This window comes from Bacteroides gallinaceum, from assembly GCF_030373775.1.
Lineage (GTDB): Bacteria > Bacteroidota > Bacteroidia > Bacteroidales > Bacteroidaceae > Phocaeicola > Phocaeicola excrementipullorum.
Window position 1 is genome coordinate 1 of the sequence record NZ_JAUDEN010000013.1, and the last position, 26270, is coordinate 26270.

Consider the following 26270-nt stretch of genomic DNA (forward strand, 5'->3'; position numbering starts at 1 on the left):
TTTTTAACCTTTATGCCGACCACGAAGCAAATTACCCGCTACCGGATAGCCTGCTACTGGGTGATGTAAGCACGGCATATAATTCGTTTTATATATCGTATAAACAATATAGGCAACTACTCACCTCAGATTTGTATGCCACGATGCGCATAAGCCTACAACAGCAAATCGAAATAGACAAAGAAATTGAAGACAATTTGCACAAGGAGATTGCTTTAAAAAAACAGGTGTTGGAAGCAATGGGCAAGCGTTTGGAAAAAGACAGCATCTTGTATGCAGCCAAAGGCATCAGCCAACAAGAGTATTTGGAAAAAGAATCCAACTACTTTTCTTTGCAAGAAACATTGCTAGCATTGGAAAGCAACTGTTTAATAAAACAATCTGAAATCAGACAAAGTCAAATAGAAATACAACGCACATTACTGGAAGAACAAGAAAACAAAGAAAAAGCCTTTGCCGAACTGGTAGCCCAACAAAATGTACTGTCCAACGCTATCAGCGTATGGAAAGAAAAATATATGGAAATAGCCCCGATTACAGGTGAGGTGGAGTACCTGGATTTCTGGAAAGACAACAGCTTCGTACAAGCCGGACAAGAACTGTTTACCGTCATACCAACCCGAAACGATATAGTAGGAGAAGTCATGATCGCTTCATATGGGGCAGGAAAAGTAAAAGAAGGACAAACTGCCAATGTAAAAATAAACAATTATCCTTACGAAGAATACGGAATGCTGAAAGGCAAGGTGCATTCTATCTCGCGTTTGACTAACAAGATGGAAACCAACAATAACATAATCGATGTATATTTGGTGGAAATCGTATTCCCTGATGGATTGGTCAGCAATTTTGGCAAGACACTTCCATTGGATTTTGAAAGCAAAGGTACAGTAGAAATCATAACAAAACGAAAAAGATTAATAGAACGTTTATTCGATAATCTTCGGTCAATAGGAGAAAAGTAAATATGAGATGGAAAAGGTTTCCAGTAGAATATCAGATGGACTCGCAAGACTGCGGACCAGCATCGTTGAAAATTATAGCCAAGTATTTCGGACGTTATTACTCCCTACAATACTTGCGGGACCGCTGCGGAATTACAAAAGAAGGTGTCTCTTTGCTAGATATTAGCACTGGAGCTGAAAGCATCGGACTACGCACTCTTGCCATTAAATGTACATTAAACGACGTTGTATCGAAAGTGCCACTACCTGCCATTGTGTTTTGGAATGAGAACCATTTTGTGGTAGTGTATAATGCAGATAAGAAATATATTTGGATATCCGACCCAGCCAAAGGACGTGTAAAATACACCCACGAAGAATTTCGCAAAGGATGGTATCCCAAGGGAGAAGAAAACGGTGTATTGCTTGCCGTAGAGCCGACTGTGGACTTCCAAAAAAGCGAAGCTGAAAAGACGCAACGCAAATCTACCTTTAGCGGCATACTGAGATACTTTTTCCCATATAAAAAACAGTTCGGCCTGGTCTTAGGTATCATGTTAGTGGTTACTTTATTGCAAGCAGTCCTTCCTTTCATATCGAAGGCTGTCATCGATGTAGGAATTAAAACCTCGGACGTGAACTTCATTCACATGGTGTTATTCGGCAACATTTGCATACTGGCAAGTGTCATGGCATTCAATGTACTACGCGACTGGGTGCTTCTACATATTACTTCGCGAGTGAACATTGCTTTGATATCTGATTATTTGATTAAGTTGATGAAATTGCCGGTAACATTCTTTGAAAATAAACTGCTGGGCGATATCCTGCAACGCGCACAAGATCATGAACGTATTCGCAGTTTTATCATGAATAATTCGCTGGCTTTAATATTTTCTTCACTAACGTTTGTTATCTTTGCAATCATATTGTTGGTTTACAATACAAATATCTTCTACATCTTTTTAGCAGGATCTGTATGTTACATCGTTTGGGTGTTACTATTCTTATCTATCCGCAAAAAATTAGATTGGGAATATTTTGAATTGCTCTCCAAAAACCAAAGTTATTGGGTAGAAACAGTATCCGCCATTCAAGACATCAAGATATTCAATTATGAAAAATACCGTCGTTGGAAATGGGAAGAGATACAAGCAAGATTGTATCATGTAAATAAGAAGGTACTGACCGTGACCAACGCACAAAATCTTGGTGCACAATTCATTGAAGGAATGAAAAATATGGCCATTGTGTTTTATTGCGCCGTAGCTGTCATTAATGGAGAAATCACATTTGGCGTCATGATATCCACACAATTCATTTTAGGTATGTTGAACGGCCCATTGATACAATTCATTAATTTCGTAGTTTCAGCCCAATATGCCAAGATCAGTTTTTTGCGCATTAACGAAATACGCGAATTGGAAGATGAAGAAGAATTACTCTCCATCGGCTCAACAACCGTCATGCCGGAGAAAAAAGACATCACGCTGGAGAATGTTTTCTTCCAATATACTCCGAATGGCTTTATGGTCCTGCGAAATGTCTTCTTACGCATCCCAGAAAAAAAAGTAACAGCTATTGTGGGAGGTAGCGGAAGCGGAAAATCAACATTGCTGAAATTATTGGTTCGACTTTATAAACCCACTCACGGAGAGATAAAAATGGGGGGGTATGAATGTTACAGCCATCAACTTGCGGCAATGGAGAGATTTGTGCGGGGTAGTGATGCAGGATGGAAAAATTTTTAGCGATACGATTTTGAACAATATAGTGTTGGATGATGACCACATTGACTATGAGCGCTTGCGTGAAGTATGCCGTACGGCACAATTGGAAGAAGAAATCAACAACATGCCTAAAGGATTTGAAACTATGATAGGAGAAACAGGGCGTGGATTAAGCGGTGGACAAAAACAGCGATTACTAATAGCACGTGCACTTTACCAAGACCCAGAGTTCTTATTTTTAGACGAAGCGACCAATTCATTAGACGTGATGAATGAACGGAAAATCGTAGAAGCTTTAAACAATGCTTTCAAGCAACGAACCGTGGTAGTGATTGCACATCGGTTAAGTACAATACAACATGCAGATCAAATCGTTGTCCTAAACCAAGGATATATTGCGGAAATAGGAAATCATCAGACTTTAATGGAGAAAAAAGAATTATACTATCAACTGGTGGCCACACAAGCTACAGTTAATCCTTGTATACCGTCCTCAACCATATAGAACATACTGTGCAGATTTTAAGGCTTATTTTAGCATCCAAACATTATAGTCCGATAGAACTGGACTAAATTTCATGTTATCACCTTCCATTCAACCTTCTGTAGCTATCTATTTGAGCTATTTTCTTGCTTTCTGCCACCATAGCCCTCTACTAGCCTATAAAGCGAGAAAATAGCTCAAAATATCCCTCAAGCAGAAAAGAATAAATCTTAAGACAGACTGACAACGCATATTTTCACAATCATTTTATTATAATTAACATGGAAATATCCCATTATTCACTTTTTTGATTTATCTTTATAATATAAATATCTACAACACCTTATGAAAGGCGGTGCATTATATCTGTTTTTTTTGTGCCTGTTATTTCCAAGCCAGTTAACAGCGCAAGAATTATCTACCTTAAGATTGAATGAGGTATTGCACGTGTATGTTTTACAATCGCCTGTTGCACAAATAGAACAAAAAGAACATCAGAATGATCTGCTTCAATATGAAAATTATCGGAAAGGTCTCCTGCCTTCCGTTTCTTTTTCCTTCAACCCAGTAGCTTTCAATCGTTCATTGCGCCTGCTTCAAAGTCCGGAGGACGGCAGTTATTCATCGGTAGAAGATTATGCCAACAGCAGCTCGGCAGGCATCACAATCAGCCAACGTATCGGGTTTACAGGGGGAAGCCTCCAAATCGGTACAAATTTAAGCTACCTAAATGAATTTTCCGACAAGCGGCATAGCTTCACAACTTCTCCTTTCTTTGTTAGCTATTCCCAGCAACTATGGGGAGGCCGCAAATTGTTCCTTTTCGATAAAAAAATACAAGAAGCGGAACATAGCATCTCCATAAAGAAATATTGCTCCAAGATTTCTAAAATCCAAGAGGAAGCATTGGAGTTATTTTTCATAGCTTTATCTCATCAGCTGGAAAGTGAACTGACATTGCTCAACAGTGCTGCAAACGACACCTTGCTTTCTATTGCCAAGACTAAATTAACCCATGGACATATCACTGAATACGACTATCGGCAAGTGGAACTGCAAACGATTGAATTGCAACTTAACTACAGACTGGCACGGAAACAGTATGAAGAATCTTTCCGGGCTCTTTGCACATATTTAGGACTTGAAAGAAACAACGGTAGACTAATTTTGCCTGACTTCGACCTACCTTCTTTGATCGAACGTCAAGAGGTGGAATATTACGTGAAGCAGAATAATCCCACGTTGACAGAACAAGAAGTGAACAGACTGGAGGCAGAAAAAGATTTTTTCAATGCCAAAATGGAAACGCGCTTCAATGGTAATCTCAGCCTGAATTATGGCATCAACCAATATGCCGAGAATTTTACAGACGCTTACCGCCATGCCAACAAGTTGCAAACGGTTACTCTCAGTTTCCAAATTCCTATCTGGCAATGGGGCATCAACCGAAATAAACGGAAGATAGCCCGCAACACCTATCAGGCACGTAACCTTGAGATAGAAAACATAATTCGCAAGTTCCGCGATGAGATAAAAGAATGCACCGACAACTATAATCATTCTGTCGGTTTATGGCAATTGTCCGAACGCGCCTATAAATTGTCACGCGAACAGTACCAGTTAGCCATCAAAAGTTTTGCACTGGGTCACGTATCTGTGTACGAATTGACCGACGCATTGCAAAAACAACACGAAACGATGCTGCAATTCTATTCAGCCATGCGAGACACCTATGCAGCTTATTATAGGTTGCGGGGAATGGCACTGTATGATTTTAAAGAGAAAAAAAACTTAGAAGAAATCTATCTATGAAACCATATTGCATCAATAAAGAGATTCTTGCGAAGATGAGCTATTATGTAGCGCTCAACGCATGTACTGTGGGGTTAAGTGGACTCTACAATGGCAAAGCCGGCATGTCTTTGACATTGTTCGAGGCTTCCCGCGTGCTTGCAGACGAATATCTGGAAGAACAAGCCAGCCAACTGTTGCAAGAAGCTTTATTGGTCAGAACTCAAGATATTAGCTTCGAGAACGGGTTGTCGGGCATTGGGTATACCGTACTGTATCTATTAGAAAACGGTTTTATAGAGACCGAGTTTGAAGATGTGTTTGGCAAGCAAGCTTTGACTATTTGCCAGCAGATAGGCAGGCAACAAAAACAATGCGAAGAAACTGGCAAACGCAGTCTTTACCCCGCCATTTATTTCCTGCACCATTATTCTAAATGGACAAACAAACCGGAAATCCGGGAATTGGAAGACAAGCTGTTCAGACGCATGTCGGAAGAACTGCTGCAGCAAGCATCACGGACAAACGCTTCTGCCGAAGAAATGGCACATTGGTTAGTTCTTTTCAAACAATACCTTTCCTTGTCGCTTTATTGCCGCAAGTTGTCACTCCAACCGGGTGAGTGGATGTCGCTATACGCATATGCACATGCCTGTGAATCTCAAGAACACATGTATTATATTGACTATGCCATTAGAAAGGTTGCCGAACAAGCATTCATCGATGATTTGCAAGTACAAGCTCGGTCGCATTTGGAGATTTCTGTATCCAAATTCGAATGGCAGAATTCTACTCTTGCCGCACAAGTAGATTTTTTGTTCCGACCGCTGCACGAACTGCCTTATCGGCAAAAAGCAGAAGAAATGCAGATGTGTTTCAGCGATGCAGATGCAGAATATTGGGAAGATTATCTGACAACTCATATACCAGCCTCTACCTTCTATGCCGGCTACCAACACGGAGTATCCCGTCTGATATTGTGGGCTGTGAACGATGCTACCGGAAGAAAAAGAAACGATGTATTACGACCTTTGTAACGATGGATTATGAAACAGATAAATCTATACTTGCTGGATATAAACAGTACGGAAGATACAACGGGAGTAAGCCGTTATTTACACGTACTGCAAGAAGGGCTACGCCACTATGCTTCCGTCCGCGTTTGCCGCATCGTGTTCCAATTCAGTCCGCGCGTAACGTTCGTTTCGATAAAAGAACTGCCGGAAGGCAAAAGACAGGTCATAATACCACTCCCGCAACATCCGGACGGTACAATGAACGAACCTTTCTGGATGGAACAGTACAACAAACTGGCATTCGGTCTTATAAAACAAGTATTTGTTGACGATGGCTGGCATATTTTGCACTTACATACGCTGAATTTGATTGACTTTGCCCTATTGGTAAAAAACCAGGTTCCAAATTGCCGCATTGTAACTCACCTGCACTGCATTCCTTGGAAAGGATTGTATAATAGAGACACACAACGCTTCAACCGACTCTACAAACAATTCTGCATTGACGGAATGCAACAACAAAAGGCAAGCATGGCAATGTCCTGCCATAACGAACTGAAAGCCTATGAGGAAGCAGACCATATCGTTTGCGTCACCGAAAACGGACATCGTTTCATAACGTCTCTGCTGGGTGAGAATGTAAACGTTTCTGTAATATACAATGGAATGCCCGATTTGAATCTGAATGATAACGCTTGCAGACGCAATGACAATCAGCGAGTACCTTTCCGCCTATTGTATGTAGGCTCTATATCTCCTTCCAAAGGCCTTGTATACATTTTACAGGCATTAAGAATGCTTCAGACAGAAGGCTACTGCTTGTCTCTGACTGTAGCAGGAAGAGGACAAAGCAATTACTTAGAAACATTACGAAAGGAATATGCAGATGTAGAAGCTGATTTTGTAGGAAGAATTTCCTTGGCAGAATTGAAAGAATACTACCAGACATGCGACGTGGGAGTCATAGCTTCCTTGCAGGAACAGTGCAGCTATGTAGCTATTGAGATGGCCATGTTCGCCCTGCCAATAGTTACTACAGGAATTGACGGCTTGGACGAAATGTTTGCCGATGAAGTAAATGCATTGAAAGTGCCGGTTAATTTTTCAGAAACAGAGGGACTAGCGGTAGATGTTATCCGGCTAAAAGAGCAAATCAAGCGATTAATCAATAATCCTTTATTACGGATGAAATTGGAACAAAATGCCCGCAAACTTTACGAGGAAAAGTTTTGTCTGAATACAATGGTAAAAAAGACTTTGGGGATTTATCAAAAGGTTACAATGAAGTAATATATGCCTAACATTTAAAAACGGAATTTTTATGAAAAAGATTACGAGAAAAAGTTTGGATGAGTTGGCTAAAATAATGCCGATCATCAATGAAACAGAGCAACGTACATACATAGGAGGGACAATGCCCCCAAGCGGACTGTATGGTTCTCAAACTTACACCTATCAAGAATATTTAGCTATGATGGCCAGCGGCTTATGGAATGGTGGATATGTTGAAGGCTTAGGAGTAATAGGGCCTGATGGAGGAAAAATAAGCGATGGAGGATATAATGTGAATGAAACTGTATCATATTTAACTTCTCATGCGCAATCAACCTCAACCCAGCAATGCGCAAAAGCTATACGACAGGCACTGGAAGCTGGTGGATTATTAACAAATGGTCATCCAATAGATGCGTGTGATTATGATACATGGCTACAAGAACGAGGCTTTTATACCGTGAGTTCTTCTATAACATCCGGGGTATATGTTCCTCAGGCTGGAGACATCGTAGTTTTTGAAGCAATAGAAGGACATCAACACGGGCATGTCGCTATGTATAATGGACAATATTGGATTTCGGATTTTGTACAACGAGACATGTATGGAGGACCTGCTTACCGTGAAAATCCAAATACGGAATATACGATATTAAGACGTTAAAAATGAGTTTAGATTGAATTAAATAAAAGATTAATTATCAGAATTTTTAATCCAATATTATAGAGTTTCCATAGCAGAATGCTTCTTTTATGTTATATAAGCTAACTATAAGAAGTTATAAAAAATCATTTGTCCAACTTAAAAACACCAATTATGAAAACGAAGTTCTTACTCTTGTTTTTGATTCTATTCCTCGCATCTGCTTCGCAAGGACAAACGGTACAAACAAGAAGTACAGTTGAAAGTCCGGAGGAAGCTTCAGCACCCGTAAGGATGCTGTACGATTTCTATAGGAAATATATGGAATACATGGCGGTCATGCCCCATTCGCAGGCTTTCGAGGATTCCCTGAAACGGGCCTGTCTTACCCCAAAAGCAATGGAGCAGGCAAGGAAGATGTCGCAGGAAAGCGGAGCAGATGCCCTTATCTGCGCACAAGATGCAAGCATGGACGGCATAGAGAGTATAAGAGTAGTCCATATACGAGGAAACAATTATGCGGTAATTTATCAAGACAAGTATGCCAAACGGGTTATACAGATACCTTTGACGGTGGAGCAGGTCGATGGACACTACATGATTAGCAACGTAGGGAAGGCTACCCGTACGGCATACTTTAAAGAAACTAATACCCATCTGCAATAAACCACAGTTGCAGATTTGTAAGATATTAATCGACTATTTTAGTAATGGCTAATCAAAATTTGAGCACAATGAAAACTTATGCAATTACCATCATTTTTGCTTTTTGCGCTTCTTTATTGGCGGCTCAAAACAGTTATTCTCCGAAGGCCCTTGCCAAAAACAACAGGACGGAACGCATGAGCATGCATTCGGATTCTTTGGAAACGGCTCTTAAACTTTTGGACGAAGCAATTGCCATAGACCCGTCGCTGGTAAACGCTTACGGCAACAAAGCCGACATCCTGGAGTCTTTGAAGTGTTCGGAAGAAGCCTTGCAGACCATTCTTGACGCAGAACAATATGTGGACAAACGTAATCCGTATTACTACTTAGGGAAAGATAACATATTGCTGAAGAACGGAAGAAACGGTGAAGCATCCGAAGCATATACCTAGTCGCTCCAGCTGTTCGAAGACATGCTGAAAAGCAAACCGACTTTGGAATCATTCATCAACTACGTTACTAACAAATATTTCGTGAACGGCATCGAACTGTCCTTGGCAGAAATAGAGAAACTGATGCCTACCACATTCTCTACCATGGAGAAAAAACAGGTGACAGATTTCTTTGAGCACATGGGCACTCCGGCACGGATAAAAGAAGCGTTACTTGCAAAAAGCAGATGAAAAAATGAAAATTTAGTTGTTTCATAAAATCTGAATGATTTCTTAGACAAGTATGGCAGCGATGGAATTACAATCACAATTAAATAACCCATAAACAATCACATCTATGAGACCTTTGTTATTATTCTTTGCAGCATTTGCTTTGTCGCTTTCAGCGAAAGCGCAGCAGAGTGCGTATGTTATGGTAGACACTGTACGACTGAATGCCGCCTACGAAGCCCTGATGAAGAAGGAGGATGCGGACAGCCAGCGCGAGTACTTCGATGCCTTTCCTAAGACTTGGATGCAATATATCGCAACTTTTCAATACACCCGCAACAATGTCCCGCCAACTTTGTATTCCACATCGCACAAATTCGTGAATGCTTTCAGCAACAAGCTAACGGCCATATCAGCAGATGAGTATTGCAAAAGAGCAATAGACTTGTGCATAGGAGCAGAGATTGACGCAGACGCTCCCAATTATTTAAAAAGCATGGTTAGACAGTTATTGAACCAAACTGACACACGAAAAGCCATTTTCAACTACTTGTCCAGCTTACGCATCGGACATAGATTCCAATTCTGGTTTTTCTATTGGTCCAACATCACTCGCTCAAAAGACCTGGAAAAACAATTCGCCGATTTTTACGACTCCGTAAAAAACGACTATTCCGAAGAAGCAAACATCATGTTTGATGCTTACAAATACGCATACAACAATGTGAATTTTATGAGTACCGGGTATTTGGATGGCGAATAGGCACAGGTCATTTTTAATGCTCTACTCATGACGCAGCTGTTGCTATGAGAACATATTTTGTTGTTGAACAAGGAATAACTGAATAGTGCAATGAATCACGTGGTAAGAATTTTTTTAGCAGTCATCATTTGCCTGCTGGGAGCAAATCCGAAGGCAAATGCTCAGAATCCGTTTCTGACCCAGGTAGATTATATCTGGCAATTCGATGTGTCACCGGACGGGAAGTATCTTGCTTACAAGCAATGGAACAAGGACAAAGTGTCCAAGATCGTAGTAAAGAACCTTTCTTCGCAAAAGGAATTTGTGGTAGACTCGACGGAAATGTCCGGCAATGCGCCAACGGAGGCATCGTATGGTTTGACATTCCTCCCGAACGGGCAACTGCTGTTCGAGAAGCAAGGAAACCTCTTAGCCTATTCACCCTCGACACAAACTTGCAGTGAGATGGTGCGACAGGCAACCATCTCCCCAGCTCCCCTCTTGCATATGAGCGCCACCTGGCAAACAGTATACCTCGCAGGCATGCACACGCTTGCTTGCATGGATTTGGGCAAGGGCAGCAAAAAGCAGATTGAGACGGGCAAACAGGACGGGAACATCATTTCATTGTCTGCAACTCCCGGAGGAAACGCAATTTACAGCACCACGTATACGGAAGCAGGCAAGACGCAGGCACGGATATGGCAATGGAACGCCTCGCTTGCAAAGCCTGCGGACGTGACGGCACGCTTTGAGAAACTGGTCGCTGCCCCCTACCTGATAGAGGCTGCTTCGCAAGAAGGAACATTCATCGTGGCGGGCCGCGAAGGCGTATTCCGGGTAAATACGGAAACGGAAGAAACCACCCGGCTGATGGACAACTTGAGCGAGAATCCGGTGAGCAAAATCCATTTCGATGAACAGTCGCATGTATTGTATTACCTATTGTTGCGCGACAGCGGGCAAATACACCAATGCGAGGTACATAACTAGCCATAGTCTGTTTTTTATGATAATGGGAATTTAGCGGGACGAAGCCATGCAGCTACAAGCTGCAGACTATCCGGCAATAACCAGGACAGTGAAACCGCCCCAACTATGTTTAACCGCAGCGTGCCGCGTAGCTAGAGTTTCCGACGCAAAATTCAGCACCCGTAAGGGTGCTGTACGATTTCTATAGGAAATACATGGAATACATAGCGGTCATGCCCCATTCGCAGGCTTTCGAGGATTCCCTGAAACGGGCCTGTCTTACCCCAAAAGCAATGGAGCAGGCAAAGAAGATGTCGCAGGAAAGCGGAACAGATGCCCTTATCTGCGCGCAAGATGCAAGCATGGACGGCATCGAACTGTCCTTGGCAGAAATAGAGAAACTGATGCCTGCCACATTCTCCGCCATGGAGAAAAAGCAGGTGACGGATTTTTTTGAGCACATGGGCACTCCGGCACGGATAAAAGAAGCGTTGCTTGCAAAAGGCAAATGAAAAATGACAATTTAGCTGTTTCATAAAAACTGAATGATTTCTTGGATAAATATGTAGAGCGATGGAACTACAATCACAATTAAATAACCTCATAGGCTGGAGGCCGGATATTCTAATAGAAAATAAAAAGTAAGCAGATAATGGGCGGGTAATGAGGAGAAAAATGTATATTTGCAACCTATTATCATTATACTGCTTGATTATGTCTTGTATTTTACATATAGAAACTTCTACGGAAGTCTGTTCGGTGGCCGTCAGCCAGGATGGAGCTTCCATTTTCTCGAAAGAAGATTTTAAGGGACCTTCCCATGCCACGGAACTCGGGACATTTGTTGATGAAGCTTTGTCATTTGCCGACAGCCATGCCATTCCGGTAGATGCTGTGGCGGTCAGCTGCGGTCCGGGATCTTATACCGGGCTGCGTATCGGCGTTTCTATGGCAAAAGGCATCTGCTATGCATTGGGCATTCCTTTGATAGGCCTTCCTACACTGGAGGTGATGTGTGTCCCTGTACTGCTTTTCCGTGATTTGCCGGAAGACGCGCTTCTTTGTCCGATGATTGACGCCCGCCGTATGGAAGTATATGCTGCCGTTTACGACCGCGCCTTGCGTGTGAAGCGTGAAATCTCTGCGGATATTGTCGATGAGAACGCTTATGAAGAATTCTTGGCTGAGCGTCCGGTGTATTTCTTCGGAAACGGCGCTGCCAAGTGCAAGGATAAGATTAAGCATCCCAACGCCCATTTCCTGGACGACGTTCATCCGTTGGCAAAATGGATGTTTCCGTTGGCAGAGAAGGCTGTAGCGAACAATGATTTTAAGGATGTGGCTTATTTTGAACCTTTCTATCTGAAAGAGTTTGTTGCGTCCAAACCTAAAAAGCTGCTGTAGCAGTTTATTTGTTTTTAGAACAACTTATTGATATGGAATATAATACCCAACAACGAAAATTGCCTCTTCCTGAATACGGAAGAAGCGTGCAGAATATGGTTGACCATGCACTGACCATTGAAGACCGTGCGGAGCGCCAGCGCTGCGCCAATACCATTGTGAACATCATGGGAGGAATGTTTCCTCAATTGCGCGACATGGAAGACTATCGCCACAAGCTGTGGGACCATCTGGCAATCATGTCTGATTTCAAACTGGATATAGATTATCCGGTGGAGGTGGTGAAGAAAGAAAGTCTGGAAGTGAAGCCGGAACAGATTCCTTATTCGCCGAATAAGATTAACTACCGTCATTATGGCCGTTTGATACAGGATCTGATTAAGATTGCGGTTGCCTATCCGGAGGGCGAAGAGAAAGATGTTCTTGTCCGTTACATCGCCAACCACATGAAAAAGGATTATATCAACTGGAATAAGGACGGAGTAGAAGATCAGAAGATTCTGGATGATCTTTGCGAACTGTCCGGAGGGAAAATAAAGCTTTCCGCTGCCGATTATCATTTGGTTGAACAGCGTATGCTGATTCCTCGGCGCCGTCAGGGGCAGCAGAACAATAATCAGAAACGTAAATATTAAAATGCTATGGCTTCGTTTGTCATCGAAGGCGGATATAAACTGAATGGGGAAATCACTCCGCAAGGGGCGAAAAATGAAGTGCTGCAAGTGCTTTGCGCAACCTTGCTGACCGATGAGGAAGTGACGGTCAGCAATATCCCGAACATTCTGGATGTGAACAACCTGATTCAGTTGCTCCGCGATATGGGAGTGCAGGTGTCGAAGACTGGAAGCGACACTTACACGTTCAAGGCGGATAACATCAATCTGGCTTATCTGGAAACCGAAGAGTTTCTTTCGCGGTGTTCCAAGTTAAGAGGTTCTGTCATGCTTGTCGGTCCGTTGGTAGCCCGCTTCGGGAAGGCGATGATATCCAAGCCCGGAGGGGATAAGATCGGACGCCGCCGGCTGGATACGCACTTTCTCGGAATCCAGAAACTGGGGGCGAAATTCGATTATGACGCATCGGAAGGCTTGTTCCGCATTTCGGCTGATAAACTGAAGGGCACTTCTATGTTGCTTGACGAGGCTTCCATTACCGGAACGGCCAATATCATCATGGCTGCTGTTCTGGCAGAAGGAACGACTGTCATTTATAATGCGGCGTGTGAACCGTATATACAGCAGTTGTGCAAGATGCTGAACCGTATGGGAGCGCGAATTTCGGGCATTGCGTCTAACCTTCTGACAATCGAAGGGGTAAGCAGCCTGAAAGGATGCACGCACCGTGCGCTTCCGGATATGATTGAGGTGGGCAGCTTTATCGGTATGGCAGCAATGACAGGGAGTGAGATTACAATCAAGGATGTTTCTTATGAGAATCTGGGAATCATTCCCGACAGTTTCCGCCGGCTGGGCATCCGGGTGGAGCAGCGCAATGATGATATTTTTGTGCCGGCGCAGGAACATTATCAGATCGAAACCTTTCTCGACGGTTCTATCATGACGATAGCCGACGCGCCCTGGCCGGGTCTGACTCCGGATTTGCTCAGTGTGATGCTGGTTGTTGCTACTCAGGCAAAAGGAAGCGTGCTGATCCATCAGAAGATGTTTGAAAGCCGCCTGTTCTTTGTGGACAAGCTGATTGACATGGGAGCTCAGATTATATTGTGTGATCCGCACCGGGCGGTGGTGATCGGGCATGACCGGGGCTTTTGTCTGCGTGGCGGAAACATGACTTCGCCGGATATCCGTGCAGGAATCGCGCTGCTGATAGCGGCCTTGGGAGCTGAAGGCATCAGCCGCATTCATAATATTGAACAGATTGACCGTGGTTATCAGAATATAGAGCAGCGCCTGACTGCTTTGGGTGCCCGGATTACACGAATCGAATGACAGCATATGATCAGAAAAGAAGAAGTATATAAGATAGGTGTCATAAACAAGCCGCATGGGGTGAGGGGAGAAGTATCGTTTACTTTCTCTGATGACATTTTTGACCGTGCGGACTGCGATTATCTGGTGCTTCTGCTCGACGGAATATTTGTCCCTTTCTTTATCGAAGAGTATCGTTTCAAGAGCAGCAATGTGGCTTTGGTGAAATTTGAGGGGGTGGATACTGCCGAAAAAGCGCGCATGTTTACAAATGTCGAGGTCTATTTCCCGATCAGATATGCGGAAGAGGACGGGGATGCAGCCTTGTCGTGGAATATATTTGAGGGCTTTAAGGTGATAGACAAGAATCATGGCTTTCTGGGAGAGATAGTCGGTGTGGACGATTCGACAATCAATGTGCTTTTTGTAATAGAGAAAGAAGGGAAGGAGCTGCTGCTTCCTGCTCACGAAGAGTTTATTCTGGATGTAGACAGGGAAAATAAGGCCGTACATGTGGATGTGCCTGACGGATTGTTGGATTAAAGCGGTTGTGTTATGAAGAACTCAGGACATAAGGCATTCTGGAGGAACTTCAAGTTCAAGTATAAGTTGACGGTCATCAACGAGAATACGCTGGAAGAAGTGGTGGGCATCCATGTTTCAAAACTGAACGGATTGTCTGTGCTTCTGTCTGCATGTACTGTCATCTTTCTGATTGCCGCTCTGATTATCGCTTTTACGCCTTTGCGCAATTATCTGCCCGGCTATATGAACAGTGAAGTCCGTGCGCAGGTGGTGGACAATGCGCTTCGGGCGGATTCGCTTGCCGAGGCTTTGAATCGTCAGAAGATGTATATCATGAATATTCAGGATATACTTGAAGGGCGTGTCAAGACGGATACGGTCGGCTCGATGGATTCGCTTACCAGCATACGTACGGAAGAACTGATGTCGCGCACACAGGAAGAAGAGCGTTTTCGTCAGGAATATGAGCGGAAAGAACGCTATAACCTGCGTTCGGTATCGGAACGTACGGAAGTGACCGGACTTATTTTCTATCGTCCGTCACGGGGTGTCATAACGACGGAATTCAATCCTGAAGAAAAGCATTTCGGCGTAGATTTGGCTACGGCTTCCGGAGGAAGTGTGCTGTCGGCCTTAGACGGAACCGTGGTGTTTGCCGGGTATGCAATGGACTACGGATATATCATTCAGGTCCAGCATGTGCAGAATTTTATAACCATATACAAGAATTGCGGTTCGCTGATGAAACAGGTGGGCGACCGCGTGAAAGGCGGAGAAGTTATTGCTTTGACTGGAAAATCGGACGACAAGCGCTCTGAGCCGCATCTGCATTTTGAATTGTGGCACAAAGGGCAGGCTATCAATCCGGCTAAATATATCGTTTTTTAGACTTATGAAGAAACAGATTGCTATATTGGGCTCTACAGGCTCTATCGGGACGCAGGCTCTTCAGGTGATAGAAGAACATCCCGATTTGTATGAGGTATATGCGCTTACGGCGAACAATAAGGCGGACCTGCTGGCTGAACAGGCACGCAAGTTTCATCCGGAGGTTGTAGTTATAGCCAACGAAGACAGGTACTTGCAGCTTAAGGAGGCGTTGGAGGATCTCCCTGTAAAGGTTTATGCAGGGAACGATGCCTTGTCGCAGGTTGTTGAGGCAGGGCCGATAGACATCGTGCTTACGGCGATGGTGGGCTATGCGGGACTGCGTCCGACGATAAATGCCATCAAGGCCGGAAAAACAATCGCGCTTGCCAATAAGGAAACGTTAGTCGTGGCGGGAGAACTTGTCACCAGGCTGGCGAATGAGTATCACGCGCCTATCTTGCCGGTCGATTCGGAGCATTCAGCGGTTTTCCAGTGTCTGGAAATGAACAACCCGGTGCATAAGGTGATTCTTACTGCTTCCGGCGGACCGTTCCGCACTTATACGATGGATCAGTTGCAGACTGTTACGAAAGAGCAGGCTCTGAAGCATCCGAACTGGCACATGGGAGCGAAAATCACCGTCGACTCGGCTTCGATGATGAACAAGGGATTTGAAGTGATGGAAGCCAAATGGCTCTTTGGCGTGCGTCCCGACCAGATAGAGGTGGTGGTTCACCCCCAGTCGGTGATTCATTCCATGGTTGAATTTGAGGATGGAGCGGTGAAGGCTCAACTGGGAGTTCCTGACATGCGCTTGCCCATACAGTATGCCTTTTCCTATCCCCGCCGTGTACACTTGTCGGGCGAACGGCTGGACTTTTCGAAATACAGTACGTTGACTTTTGAAAAGCCGGACACTGCCCGTTTCCGTAACCTGGCGCTGGCATACGAAGCCTTGCATCAGGGAGGGAACATGCCGTGTATAGTCAATGCAGCCAACGAAGTGGTTGTGTCAGCTTTTCTGAGCGACAAGATTTCTTTCCTCGGAATGAGCGATGTCATCGAGAAGGCAATGGCCCGCGTGCCGTTTATACAGATTCCCGATTACACGGATTATGTGGAAACGGATGCCGAAACACGCCGTATCGCCGCCGAACTGGTGATAAACGGAGTGAAATGAGATGAAGAACAGTTATGGTTTAATTATAAAACAAGAATTTAAAGTAGAATGGAAACGTTTTTGATTCGCGCCTTGCAGCTCGTTCTCAGCCTTTCGTTGCTGGTGATTGTGCATGAAGGCGGACATTTTTTCTTTGCGCGTCTGTTCAAGATCCGTGTGGAGAAGTTTTATATATTCTTTGATCCTTGGTTTTCTTTGTTCAAGTACAAGCCGAAGAACAGTGACACGGAATATGGTGTGGGATGGCTGCCCGTAGGCGGATACTGCAAAATTTCGGGCATGATCGACGAATCGATGGATACCGAACAGATGAAGCGGCCGCCTCAGCCCTGGGAGTTCCGTTCCAAACCGGCATGGCAGCGTCTGCTGGTGATGATTGGCGGTGTGCTGATGAACTTTCTGCTGGCTTTGTTTATCTATTCCATGATTTTGTATGCGTGGGGCGAGCGTTATACGGCCTTGGGCGACATGACGTATGGAATGAAGTTTAACGAACAGGCTCAGAAGATAGGATTCCGCGACGGTGATATCCTCAAGCGTGCGGACGGAAAGGAACTGACCCGTTTCAACATGGATATGATACGGAGCGTTGTGGAGGCGCGCGAAGTGACGGTGCTCCGCAATGGAGAAGAAAAGAAGATTCTTATGCCGGAACTGAGCCTGCTGGACGTGGCGAAAGAAGATCCGATGTTTATGGATCTGTTTTGTCCGAATGTCGTAGACTCTGTGCTTGCCGGGGGCGGATTTGCCAAGGCGGGCATACAGAAGGGAGATTCGTTGCTGGCGTTCAACGGCAGGCCGCTGGCATCGTGGAACGAGTTCCAGCATGAAATGAACGTGCTTAAGGCGAAAGCTGAACTGGAGAAGAAAACTTCCGCCGAGTTTTCGCTGGTCTACTCCCGTGCAGGTGTACGCGATACGGTGAATGTACAGACCGATTCGAACTTTAAGGTTGCCGCAATCGGAAGCATTCCCGACTATAAGGTGACTGAGGTGGATTATGGCTTTTTCCAGTCGTTCCCTGCCGGCGTGACGCTGGGTATTAACACGCTGAAGGGATATGTAAACGACATGAAGTATGTGTTTACGGCGGAAGGCGCCAAGAGTCTGGGAGGATTCGGCACGATCGGGAGCATTTTCCCGAAGGTATGGGACTGGCAGCGTTTCTGGGAGATGACTGCATTTTTGTCTATCATCCTGGCCGTGATGAATCTTCTTCCGATTCCGGCGCTCGATGGCGGGCATGTGCTGTTCCTGCTTTACGAAATCATCGCGCGCCGCAAGCCGAGTGACAAGTTCCTGGAATATGCGCAGGTGGTGGGAATGTTCCTGCTGTTCGGCCTGCTCATCTGGGCAAACTTCAACGATGTGATGAGGTTCTTGTTCTGACAAACTTACGTAATGCCATACGGGGCTGCCGGGAGCGATTCTCGGCGGCCTCTTTTTTTGAGGTGGCTATGACGGAATTTCTGGAAAAGAATCCCGTCATTTTTATCTCCTCACTGGAGTGAAGAGGTTGGTGTGCCTCAGACTTTTATGCGGACAAAGGCTTGTCTTTTACGGAAAATCCTTATTTTTGTCGGTGAAACTTGGGGATAGTTGACCTCCTCTTTGCGCGAATGCGTTTATGACTACAATTTGTAAATAATTAATGATATGATGAAACATTTGTTTGTTGCCACGGTATTGGCGGGAAGTCTGTGTGCCGCACCCTCTGCCTATGCGCAGGAGCGCCTTCCCGAATACCTTCAGGCTGAAAAGTTTACCAAATCCAAACTCGACCACATGCTGTTTTCTACAACGGTCGATCCGCATTGGTTTCAGAAGGGCGATTCTTTCTGGTTTACCTATAAGACCAGTGAAGGCACGTTCTGGTATGTAGTGAATCCCTCGGCTCGCTCGAAAGAATTGCTTTTCGACCGTGAGCAGCTTGCCTCCGAGCTGACGGCAATCATGCACGATCCTTTCGAGGCTCGCCAGCTCCCTATCCGCAACTTGAAGGCAAAGGAGGACGGGCGCACCTTTACGTTTGAAGTGGTGTCTTCGCAAGACGAGAAGCCGGAAAAAGGAAAGAAGTCCGGCAAGAAGGAAAAGAAGGTATATTATTTCTCGTATGATTACCCGACTCGCAAGCTGACCCATCTGGAAAAGGCGGAAAAAGAACCGAAGAGGCTGGGATGGGCGTCGGTTTCTCCGGATGAAAAGACGGTGGTTTACGCCAAAGACTGCAACCTTTACCGGATGAGCATTGAGGACTACCGCAAGGCGCAGAAGGACGAAAAGGACAGCACCATCGTTGAAGTGCAGCTTACCAAGGACGGCACTCCCGATTTCGGCTATGGAATCCCTTACAGCATGTTGAACACTGATACGTTGTGCAACGGAAAGCGCAGGGGTGTGTGGGGTGCCTGGTCGCCCGATTCGCGGTATTATGTGACCATCGTTCTTGACCAGACTGATGTGAAGCCTCTGTGGGTTATCAACTCTGTTGCCGAGCCGCGCCCTACGCTCGAAACTTATAAGTATGAGATGCCTGGCGAAACGGGCATGCCCGAATATCATCTGTATCTGTTTGACATGCAGAACAACACGCGGAAGGAAATCAAAACATCGGCCTGGAAGAACCAGTCGCTCGACCTTTCGTTCAAGCCTCGTGAACAGAAGCAGCGCGACAAGGAGTTCGCTCCCTCGGTGTGGCAGGGCGACAACAACCGTTTCTTCCTCACCCGCAGCAGCCGCGACCTGCACCGCATAGACGTGTGCACCTATACGGTCGGGCAGGATTCGATTGTGCCAATCGTGGAAGAACGCATGAACACTTATCAGGAAACCCGTCCGATTGAGGTGTTCAACGGAGGCAAGGAGTTCATTCAGTGGAGCGAACGCGACGGATGGGCGCATCTGTATCTGTATGATGACAAGGGAAACCTGAAGAACCGCATCACTTCGGGACCTTGGCATGTAGAGCGTGTGCTGAAGGTGGACGAGGCGACACGCACCGTTTATTTCATCGCAAACGGGCGCGAGAAGGATGAGAATCCGTATTATGAGCACCTCTATAAAGTGAATGCTGACGGAAGCGGACTGAAGCTGCTGACGAAAGGAGATTATTTTCATCAGGTGAAGGCCGATGACGACGCCCGTTTCTTTGTTGACAACTATTCGCGGGTAAATACCGTTCCCTGCGCCGATCTGATTGACCGGAACGGAAACAAGGTGATGACCATTCAGGAAAGTGACTTTTCGCAGCTTAAGCTCGCCGGGTATCAATTCCCCGAACTGTTCAAAGTGAAAGCGGCTGATGGAGTGACTGACCTGTATGGAGTGATGTACAAGCCGTTCGACTTTGACTCGACCAAAGTTTATCCGATTATCGACTACGTATATCCGGGCCCGCAGGTTGAGGCGGTTTATTACCCGTTTACCCGCATGAGTGTGCGTACCGACCGTTTGGCGCAGGCTGGTTTCATCGTGATATCCGTAGGCCAGCGCGGAGGTCATCCCAGCCGTTCGAAATGGTATCATAATTACGGCTACGGCAATATGCGCGATTATCCGCTGGCCGATCATAAGGCAGCCGTAGAGCAGCTTGCTGCACGTTACTCCTTTATCGACATTGACCGCGTCGGCATCCACGGACATTCGGGAGGCGGCTTCATGTCGACCGCAGCCATCTGCCAGTATCCGGACTTCTATAAGGCAGCCGTTTCGTGTGCCGGAAACCATGACAACCGCATCTATAACCGCTGGTGGAGCGAAACCCATCATGGAGTGAAGGAAGAGATCTCGGAGAAAGGGGATACTACCTTTGCTTACCGTATCGCCACCAATCCGGATATTGTGAAGCAGCTGAAGGGACATCTGATGCTTGTGCACGGTGATATAGACAATAATGTGCATCCCGGGAATACGATTCGCGTGGTCAATGCCCTGATCCGTGCCAACAAGCGTTTCGACATGCTGATTCTTCCCGGCCAGCGTCACGGATTCGGCGACATGGATGAATATTTCTATTGGAGGATGGTAGACTTCTTCTCAGAGCATCTGAAAGGGAAAAAAGAAACTTCGGTTGACATACCGCGGAGGTAACGGCCATCGCAGTATGTTTATATGACAAGGGCTTGCGGTTCATGACGGAATTCAGTTTCCTGAATGTGCTGCAAGCCTTTTTTTCTTCGGGCAGGTGCATAAAAAAAGCGAGGTTCAGATTCATGAACATCGCCGACATCCTAAAGAACCCCCTTTACGGGTTCTTTTCATCTTTTGTCTAGTCATTTTTGTTTGTGTTATCCTTTTATCAATCTCTTCTTTACCAAGAGAAAAAACAATTAATCTTTGAAAACTTTACTTCTTTGTTACCTTAATCTAATACCTTTAAAACCTTAAATTAATACCTAAATGTAAATTGCTTTTTACCTTAAAAATATTAATATAAATCTAATACCTGATTTTTTTATCTTTTTACCTTCTGGTTTCACAACCACATTGCAAATGTACGTCATTTTCTTTATATGGCAAGCATTTGGTAGCTGTTTTTTGGTGATTTGCTTGTTTTCATGACATAAATCAAGAAAACATGTGCTTGTCTGGCTTCTGGCTGTTTCTGAAGCGTGTGCGATAACGGAATTTCTCATGAAATGCAGCGGCTGAAAATGTCCATTCTCCTGTATGTGTCAAATGGGTAACTTCAGCCGTGTCATTTGGCTGTTATTGTTAAATCTGTATCCGGATGCTCCCGCTTGTTCTTACAGGCGCATGCCGTTCATTCTCAGCACACGCTGGTTGCTGCTTCCCTTGAACTCCAGATGCGGCGAGTATAGTTCTTCGATGAACCGGCCGTCTACCAATACGTCGATGTGTTTCAGGAGCGGGCTCCGCAAAGGGTCGTTCTGTATTTCTTCCAGCGTATATCCCGTATAGCACCAGATGTTCATGCCGGTCTGCTGCTTGACTGCTTTCAGCACTTCGGCAAATTCCTGGGGATTGAAGAAGGGGTCGCCCCCGGTGAATGTCACTCCGTCCAGCAGCGGGTTGGAGTTTATTTCGCCGATAAACTTTTGCAGAACTTTCCCGGTGAGCGGGAATCCGACAGCCGGATTCCATGATTCGGGGTTGTGGCAGCCTTTGCAGCGGTGAGAGCATCCGGCAAGATAGATGGAATACCGGATGCCTTCACCGTCGACAATCGTTTCGGGATAGGTGTACAGGTAGTGCAGCATTCTTATGAATGTTTTACTCTGTCGCTTTCTTCTGCCCGCTTTGCCGAGTTCCAGCTGTTCAGGTCACCGGTAAGATAGCCGGTGATGCGGCGCATGCGGAGTATGTTGTCGCTGTTGCATACGGGGCATTTGCTGTAAATCACTCCTTTGTATCCGCAATTGTGGCATGTGTCTACCGGGTGGTTGATTGAGCCGTATCCGATCTGTTCGTCGTGCATTGCTTTGACGATTTTCACGATGGCTCTGACATTCTTCTGCGCTTCGCCGTCCAGTTCTACGTAAGTGATGTGGCCTCCGCGTGTCAGTGCATGAAAAGGTGCTTCGCATTTGATCTTTTCAATGATGCTGATCGGCTCCTTTACATCCACATGGAACGAATTTACATAATAGTCGCGGTCGTTCACTCCCTCGATAATGCCATATTTCCGTTTGTCCATGCGGGTGAAGCGCCCGGACAGTCCTTCGGCGGGAGTGGCGAGTACGGAATAATTCAGGCGGTATTTCTGCTTGTATTCGTCGGCCACCTTGTTCATTTCCTCTACCGCTTCGTAAAGCGTGTCCCATGCTTTCCTGCAATGCCCGTGCCCCTGTCCGTACAGTGCGGCCATAGCGTTGTGCCCGCCGATAAAGCCGATTCCCAGCGTGCCTTGATTCAACACGTCGCCTACTTCATCGTTGGGATTCAGTCTGCCTCCTCCTTTCCATACGTCGTTGCTCATCATAAAAGGGAATTGGCGTGCCAGCGCTGTACGCTGGTACTGGTAGCGCGCGTAGAGCTGTTCTGCTATGAATCTTGACATTCTGCCGACAGCCTGCAGGAACAGTTCTTTCGCCTTTTTTTCCTTGTCTTCTCTGTCTGTTGACAGTGATTCCGCCTGACGGACAGCTTCGATGGCCAGGCGCGGAAGGTTCATGGTTGTGAAAGAAAGGTTTCCCCGCCCGAGCGAAGTCTTTTCGCCGTTGATGTTTTCAAAGACACGTGTGCGGCATCCCATTGTCGCCAGTTCATAGCGGTAGCGTTTGGGGTCGTCTGCCTTCCATTTTTCGTTTTTGTTGAATGGCGTGTCAAGAAACATGAAGTTGGGAAACAGTGCCTTGGCCGTGGTGCGGCAAGCCTTCAGAAAAAGGTCGAAGTTGGGTGTTTCAAACTTTATTTTTCCTTCTATGGCTGCGTCGAGATCCTGCATGGCAAGGTTATAGTCGGCTTCGGAATACGAAACCCCGTCCTTTACCTTGAAAATCTGGATAGGAAATACCGGCACTTCGCCTTGGTTTCCAAGTCCTTCTGTGGTAGCTTTCAGCAGTTCCTCCATAACCATGCGTCCTTCTGCCGAAGTGTCTGTCCCGTAATTGATGGAACTGAACACCACCTGGTTTCCTCCACGCGAGTGCATGGTGTTTAGGTTGTGTATGAATCCTTCCATCGCCTGATGGGTTTCTTTCCGTGTCTGTTGGAGTGAACGGTGCAGCAGATGTTCCAGCTCTTCCATTGAAACCCTTATCCCGGCAGATTCGAGCGTGTGGAGCAGCGCTGACCTGGATTGTCTGTCGGGCTCAACTGTGGTGAGCTGTTCGCCTGCGATGGCATGAAGTTTCTTCTCGTCGTGCTCCGTTCCTTTCATCTCCAGGAAAAACGAAAGGTTGGCCGCCACGGCTTTCTGGAAAGATTTCAGCACGCCTTTCGCCATGAAGAAGTCAAAGGCGGGGATTGCCTGGCCGCCATGCTGCTCGTTCTGGTTTGTCTGGAATATGATAGTAGCCAGCGTTGCATAGCTTTGAATCGACTGAGGTGTGCGGATACTGCCGTTTTTGGTGTGGAAGCCCCTTTCAAACAGATCGTCCAGGTCGTATTGGATGCATGTGGTCGTTTTGGTCGGATAATAGTCGAGGTCATGTATGTGAATGTCCCCGTTCCGGTGGGCTTCCGCATATTGTGCCGGCAGCAAATATTTGTATGTATAATCCTTGGTGATTTCTGATGCGAATGTCATCATTTGTCCAGCAGGCGTATGGCTCGACATGTTGGCGTTGCTCAGGTTCACGTCATTTTTGTCGATGGCCACGATGCCGTCCATGATGTGTTTGATTTGCGTTTTCCGCTCACGTTCGGTGTTTCTCCATTGGCGGTAGATGATGTACTTTTTTGCCACTTCAGGCTGGTCCTTCATCAGTTCGGTTTCTACCATGTCCTGGATTTCTTCCACTCCGATGGTAGGCTTTGCGATGCGTTTCACCACGTTGCGGGTGATTGATTCGATTTGTTTTTCCCGGTTTTCCATTCCGGTCGCCAGAAATGCCTTTCTGATGGCGTTGCTGATTTTGTCGCTCGAAAAGTCTTCCCGCTTTCCGTCGCGCTTGATGATACAGGTTCCGACTGTGTTCATTTTCTCTGTTTTTAATTGATGTACAATAGTTGTTTTCTTGAAGGCAGGTCTTCTGACTGATCTTTCCCCTATGGCGCCTTCCCGGTCTGTCAGACCAGTGGCTGTGGTTTACGTGCCAAGGTTCGTTAAGAATTACAGCAGCGGGTACTGTCGCCGATTCGCACGGCGTTCCCTTTTGAAACGTTTCCGCTACCTTCGGAAAACGAGTCAAAGATAAGAATAAAAAAGAACACTTTGAAAATCGAAAATTCCGTTTCTGTCTAAATTTGGGAAACTTTATCGGAGTAAAAATGCTTTGTAGTATGCTGTATGACGGTTATTTGGGTAACTGTAATTTATAATGATTTTCTTGTTTTGAAATATTGAACAAACTTCTTATGACTTATTCGTCTGATTTCTTCGGCTTCGGATCCGGAAGATTCACGGGTGTCAGACCCATTTTTTTTGCTTTCTCCAGCATGTAATTGAAGGCGGCGTCATGCTCGTTGGGTATTACTCCGTCAAGTATCGCATCTTTAATGGAACTTTTCAGGCTTCCGATCTCCCGGCAAGGCTGCAGGTTGAACACATGCATGATTTCACTCCCGTCTACTGGCGGCTGGAAGTTGCGGATGCGGTCTTTTTCTTCAAGGTCCTTGAGTTTCTGGCGCACCAGCCTGAAGTTGTCGAGGAAACGTTGTTTGCGTGCCTCGTTTTTTGATGTGATATCTGCTTCGCACAGCATCATCAGGTCGTCAATGTCATCTCCGGCCTCGAAAAGCAGGCGTCGTACGGCCGAGTCGGTCACTTCCTCATCGGCAATTACAATCGGACGCATGTGAAGCCCTACCAGTTTCTGCACGTATTTCATTTTCTCGTTCATCGGGAGTTTCATCTTGCGGAAGAGTTCGGGAACCATTTTCTCTCCGATGAAGTTATGGTTGTGGAACGTCCATCCGTTTTTCGGATCCCAGCGTTTGGTGCGTGGTTTTCCGATGTCGTGGAGGAGAGTGGCCCATCGCAGCCATAAGTCGTTGCTTACTTTTGCGATATTGTCCACCACTTCCAGCGTGTGGTAGAAGTTGTCTTTGTGAGCCCGTCCGTTGCGTATCTCTACGCCTTGCAGCGCAACAAATTCAGGGAAGATAAGTTCCAGCAGGCCGCAGCGGTCCAGGTCGATGAATCCTTTTGAAGGAATGGGAGAAAGCAGGATTTTGTTCAGTTCGTCGGCTATCCGTTCGCGCGAGATGATTTTGATGCGCTCTTTGTTGCGTTCAAGCGCATTGAATGTTTCGTCATCGATATAGAAGTTCAGTTGGGTGGCAAAACGGATGCAGCGCATCATCCGCAGCGGATCGTCGCTGAAAGTGATGTCCGGGTCGAGCGGCGTGCGGATGGTGCGTTCCTTCAAATCCTTGAGTCCGTTGAACGGATCTGCAAGTTCGCCAAAACGCGCCTTGTTCATGCATACAGCCATGGCGTTGATGGTGAAGTCTCTCCGGTTCTGGTCGTCTTCCAGTGTTCCGTTCTCTACCACCGGCTTCCGGCTGTCGTGGCTGTATGATTCTTTGCGCGCTCCTACAAATTCCACTTCCGTGTCCCGGTATTTTACCTGCGCTGTTCCGAAGTTTTTGAAGACAGACACTTTGGCTCCACGTCCCAGCTTCTGGCCGAAAGCCTGCGCCATGCTGATTCCGCTGCCCACCACCACAATGTCAATATCTTTGGACGGGCGGTTGAGAAAAATGTCGCGCACGTACCCTCCCACGATGTAGCATTCCAGTTGCAGCTCATCGGCAGTTTCAGATATCAGTTTGAATATTTTGTCCGTAAAGTGTTCTTTAAGTTCCATCTGTCTGTCTTTTGAATTCGGGCTG

The 26270-nt window shown here is 45.9% G+C and carries 22 protein-coding genes, 1 pseudogene and 1 riboswitch; of the genes and pseudogenes, 20 read left to right on the forward strand and 3 right to left on the reverse strand.

All coding sequences use genetic code 11. From position 1 onward, the window contains the following. The 20 genes and pseudogenes from QUW60_RS08430 to QUW60_RS08525 form a co-directional block, all read left to right on the forward strand. On the forward strand, positions 1-965 hold a 965-nt coding region (locus QUW60_RS08430; protein ID WP_289559816.1), incomplete at its 5' end, for an HlyD family secretion protein. 2 nt (positions 966-967) lie between these two features. After that, positions 968-3179 (forward strand): annotated as a pseudogene (locus QUW60_RS08435) (peptidase domain-containing ABC transporter). A 324-nt stretch (positions 3180-3503) separates the two neighbouring features. Continuing rightward, positions 3504-4970, forward strand: a complete 1467-nt coding sequence (locus tag QUW60_RS08440) for a TolC family protein (RefSeq protein WP_289559817.1) — start codon at positions 3504-3506, stop codon at positions 4968-4970. Between the two features lie 35 nt (positions 4971-5005). Beyond that, a complete protein-coding gene (locus QUW60_RS08445) occupies positions 5006-5986 on the forward strand; it encodes a glycoside hydrolase family protein (protein WP_289559818.1) in 981 nt (326 codons plus the stop codon). 9 nt (positions 5987-5995) lie between these two features. After that, positions 5996-7255, forward strand: a complete 1260-nt coding sequence (locus tag QUW60_RS08450; protein WP_289559819.1) for a glycosyltransferase — start codon at positions 5996-5998, stop codon at positions 7253-7255. 31 nt (positions 7256-7286) lie between these two features. Further along, the gene (locus tag QUW60_RS08455) at positions 7287-7901 is read left to right on the forward strand and encodes a hypothetical protein (protein WP_258339416.1); all 615 of its coding nucleotides are present in this window, start codon (positions 7287-7289) and stop codon (positions 7899-7901) included. Between the two features lie 153 nt (positions 7902-8054). After that, positions 8055-8546 carry a hypothetical protein gene (locus tag QUW60_RS08460; RefSeq protein ID WP_258339415.1) on the forward strand — a complete coding sequence of 164 codons (492 nt, stop codon included), beginning with the start codon at positions 8055-8057 and terminating at the stop codon, positions 8544-8546. A gap of 68 nt (positions 8547-8614) precedes the next feature. Beyond that, on the forward strand, positions 8615-8980 hold the full coding sequence (locus tag QUW60_RS08465; protein ID WP_258339414.1) for a tetratricopeptide repeat protein: 366 nt from the start codon (positions 8615-8617) through the stop codon (positions 8978-8980). Between the two features lie 21 nt (positions 8981-9001). After that, positions 9002-9211 (forward strand): hypothetical protein, encoded by a 210-nt coding sequence (locus QUW60_RS08470; RefSeq protein ID WP_258339413.1) that lies wholly within the window; start codon positions 9002-9004, stop codon positions 9209-9211. A gap of 106 nt (positions 9212-9317) precedes the next feature. After that, the gene (locus QUW60_RS08475) at positions 9318-9953 is read left to right on the forward strand and encodes a hypothetical protein (RefSeq protein ID WP_289559822.1); all 636 of its coding nucleotides are present in this window, start codon (positions 9318-9320) and stop codon (positions 9951-9953) included. Between the two features lie 90 nt (positions 9954-10043). After that, a complete protein-coding gene (locus tag QUW60_RS08480) occupies positions 10044-10925 on the forward strand; it encodes a hypothetical protein (protein WP_289559824.1) in 882 nt (293 codons plus the stop codon). Positions 10926-11119: 194 nt separating this feature from the next. Beyond that, positions 11120-11416, forward strand: coding sequence for a hypothetical protein (locus QUW60_RS08485; RefSeq protein ID WP_289559826.1), 297 nt, complete (start codon positions 11120-11122; stop codon positions 11414-11416). Between the two features lie 202 nt (positions 11417-11618). Further along, positions 11619-12308 carry a tRNA (adenosine(37)-N6)-threonylcarbamoyltransferase complex dimerization subunit type 1 TsaB gene (gene tsaB, locus QUW60_RS08490; RefSeq protein WP_258339391.1) on the forward strand — a complete coding sequence of 230 codons (690 nt, stop codon included), beginning with the start codon at positions 11619-11621 and terminating at the stop codon, positions 12306-12308. 32 nt (positions 12309-12340) lie between these two features. Beyond that, the gene (locus tag QUW60_RS08495) at positions 12341-12943 is read left to right on the forward strand and encodes a DUF4290 domain-containing protein (protein WP_258339390.1); all 603 of its coding nucleotides are present in this window, start codon (positions 12341-12343) and stop codon (positions 12941-12943) included. A gap of 6 nt (positions 12944-12949) precedes the next feature. Next, positions 12950-14257 carry a UDP-N-acetylglucosamine 1-carboxyvinyltransferase gene (gene murA / locus QUW60_RS08500; RefSeq protein ID WP_289559829.1) on the forward strand — a complete coding sequence of 436 codons (1308 nt, stop codon included), beginning with the start codon at positions 12950-12952 and terminating at the stop codon, positions 14255-14257. Between the two features lie 6 nt (positions 14258-14263). After that, a complete protein-coding gene (gene rimM, locus QUW60_RS08505; RefSeq protein WP_258339388.1) occupies positions 14264-14779 on the forward strand; it encodes a ribosome maturation factor RimM in 516 nt (171 codons plus the stop codon). Between the two features lie 12 nt (positions 14780-14791). Continuing rightward, positions 14792-15649 (forward strand): murein hydrolase activator EnvC family protein, encoded by an 858-nt coding sequence (locus QUW60_RS08510; RefSeq protein WP_289559831.1) that lies wholly within the window; start codon positions 14792-14794, stop codon positions 15647-15649. Positions 15650-15653: 4 nt separating this feature from the next. Next, complete coding sequence (locus tag QUW60_RS08515; RefSeq protein WP_258339386.1) at positions 15654-16811, forward strand: 1-deoxy-D-xylulose-5-phosphate reductoisomerase; 1158 nt, start codon at positions 15654-15656, stop codon at positions 16809-16811. Positions 16812-16859: 48 nt separating this feature from the next. Further along, a complete protein-coding gene (rseP, locus tag QUW60_RS08520) occupies positions 16860-18200 on the forward strand; it encodes an RIP metalloprotease RseP (protein ID WP_289559833.1) in 1341 nt (446 codons plus the stop codon). Positions 18201-18467: 267 nt separating this feature from the next. Further along, the gene (locus QUW60_RS08525) at positions 18468-20900 is read left to right on the forward strand and encodes a S9 family peptidase (protein WP_289559835.1); all 2433 of its coding nucleotides are present in this window, start codon (positions 18468-18470) and stop codon (positions 20898-20900) included. A 656-nt stretch (positions 20901-21556) separates the two neighbouring features. Here the strand turns inward: QUW60_RS08525 and nrdG are convergent. The 3 genes from nrdG to QUW60_RS08540 all read right to left on the reverse strand — a co-directional run bounded on the left by nrdG (position 21557) and on the right by QUW60_RS08540 (position 26245). Continuing rightward, a complete protein-coding gene (gene nrdG / locus QUW60_RS08530; RefSeq protein ID WP_289559918.1) occupies positions 21557-22027 on the reverse strand; it encodes an anaerobic ribonucleoside-triphosphate reductase activating protein in 471 nt (156 codons plus the stop codon). A gap of 5 nt (positions 22028-22032) precedes the next feature. After that, positions 22033-24414, reverse strand: a complete 2382-nt coding sequence (locus QUW60_RS08535; protein WP_289559836.1) for an anaerobic ribonucleoside triphosphate reductase — start codon at positions 24412-24414, stop codon at positions 22033-22035. 25 nt (positions 24415-24439) lie between these two features. After that, positions 24440-24626, reverse strand: a riboswitch (cobalamin riboswitch). A gap of 170 nt (positions 24627-24796) precedes the next feature. Beyond that, positions 24797-26245: a CCA tRNA nucleotidyltransferase gene (locus QUW60_RS08540; protein WP_289559839.1), complete on the reverse strand. Its 1449-nt coding sequence runs from the start codon at positions 26243-26245 to the stop codon at positions 24797-24799. Positions 26246-26270 lie beyond the last annotated feature (25 nt).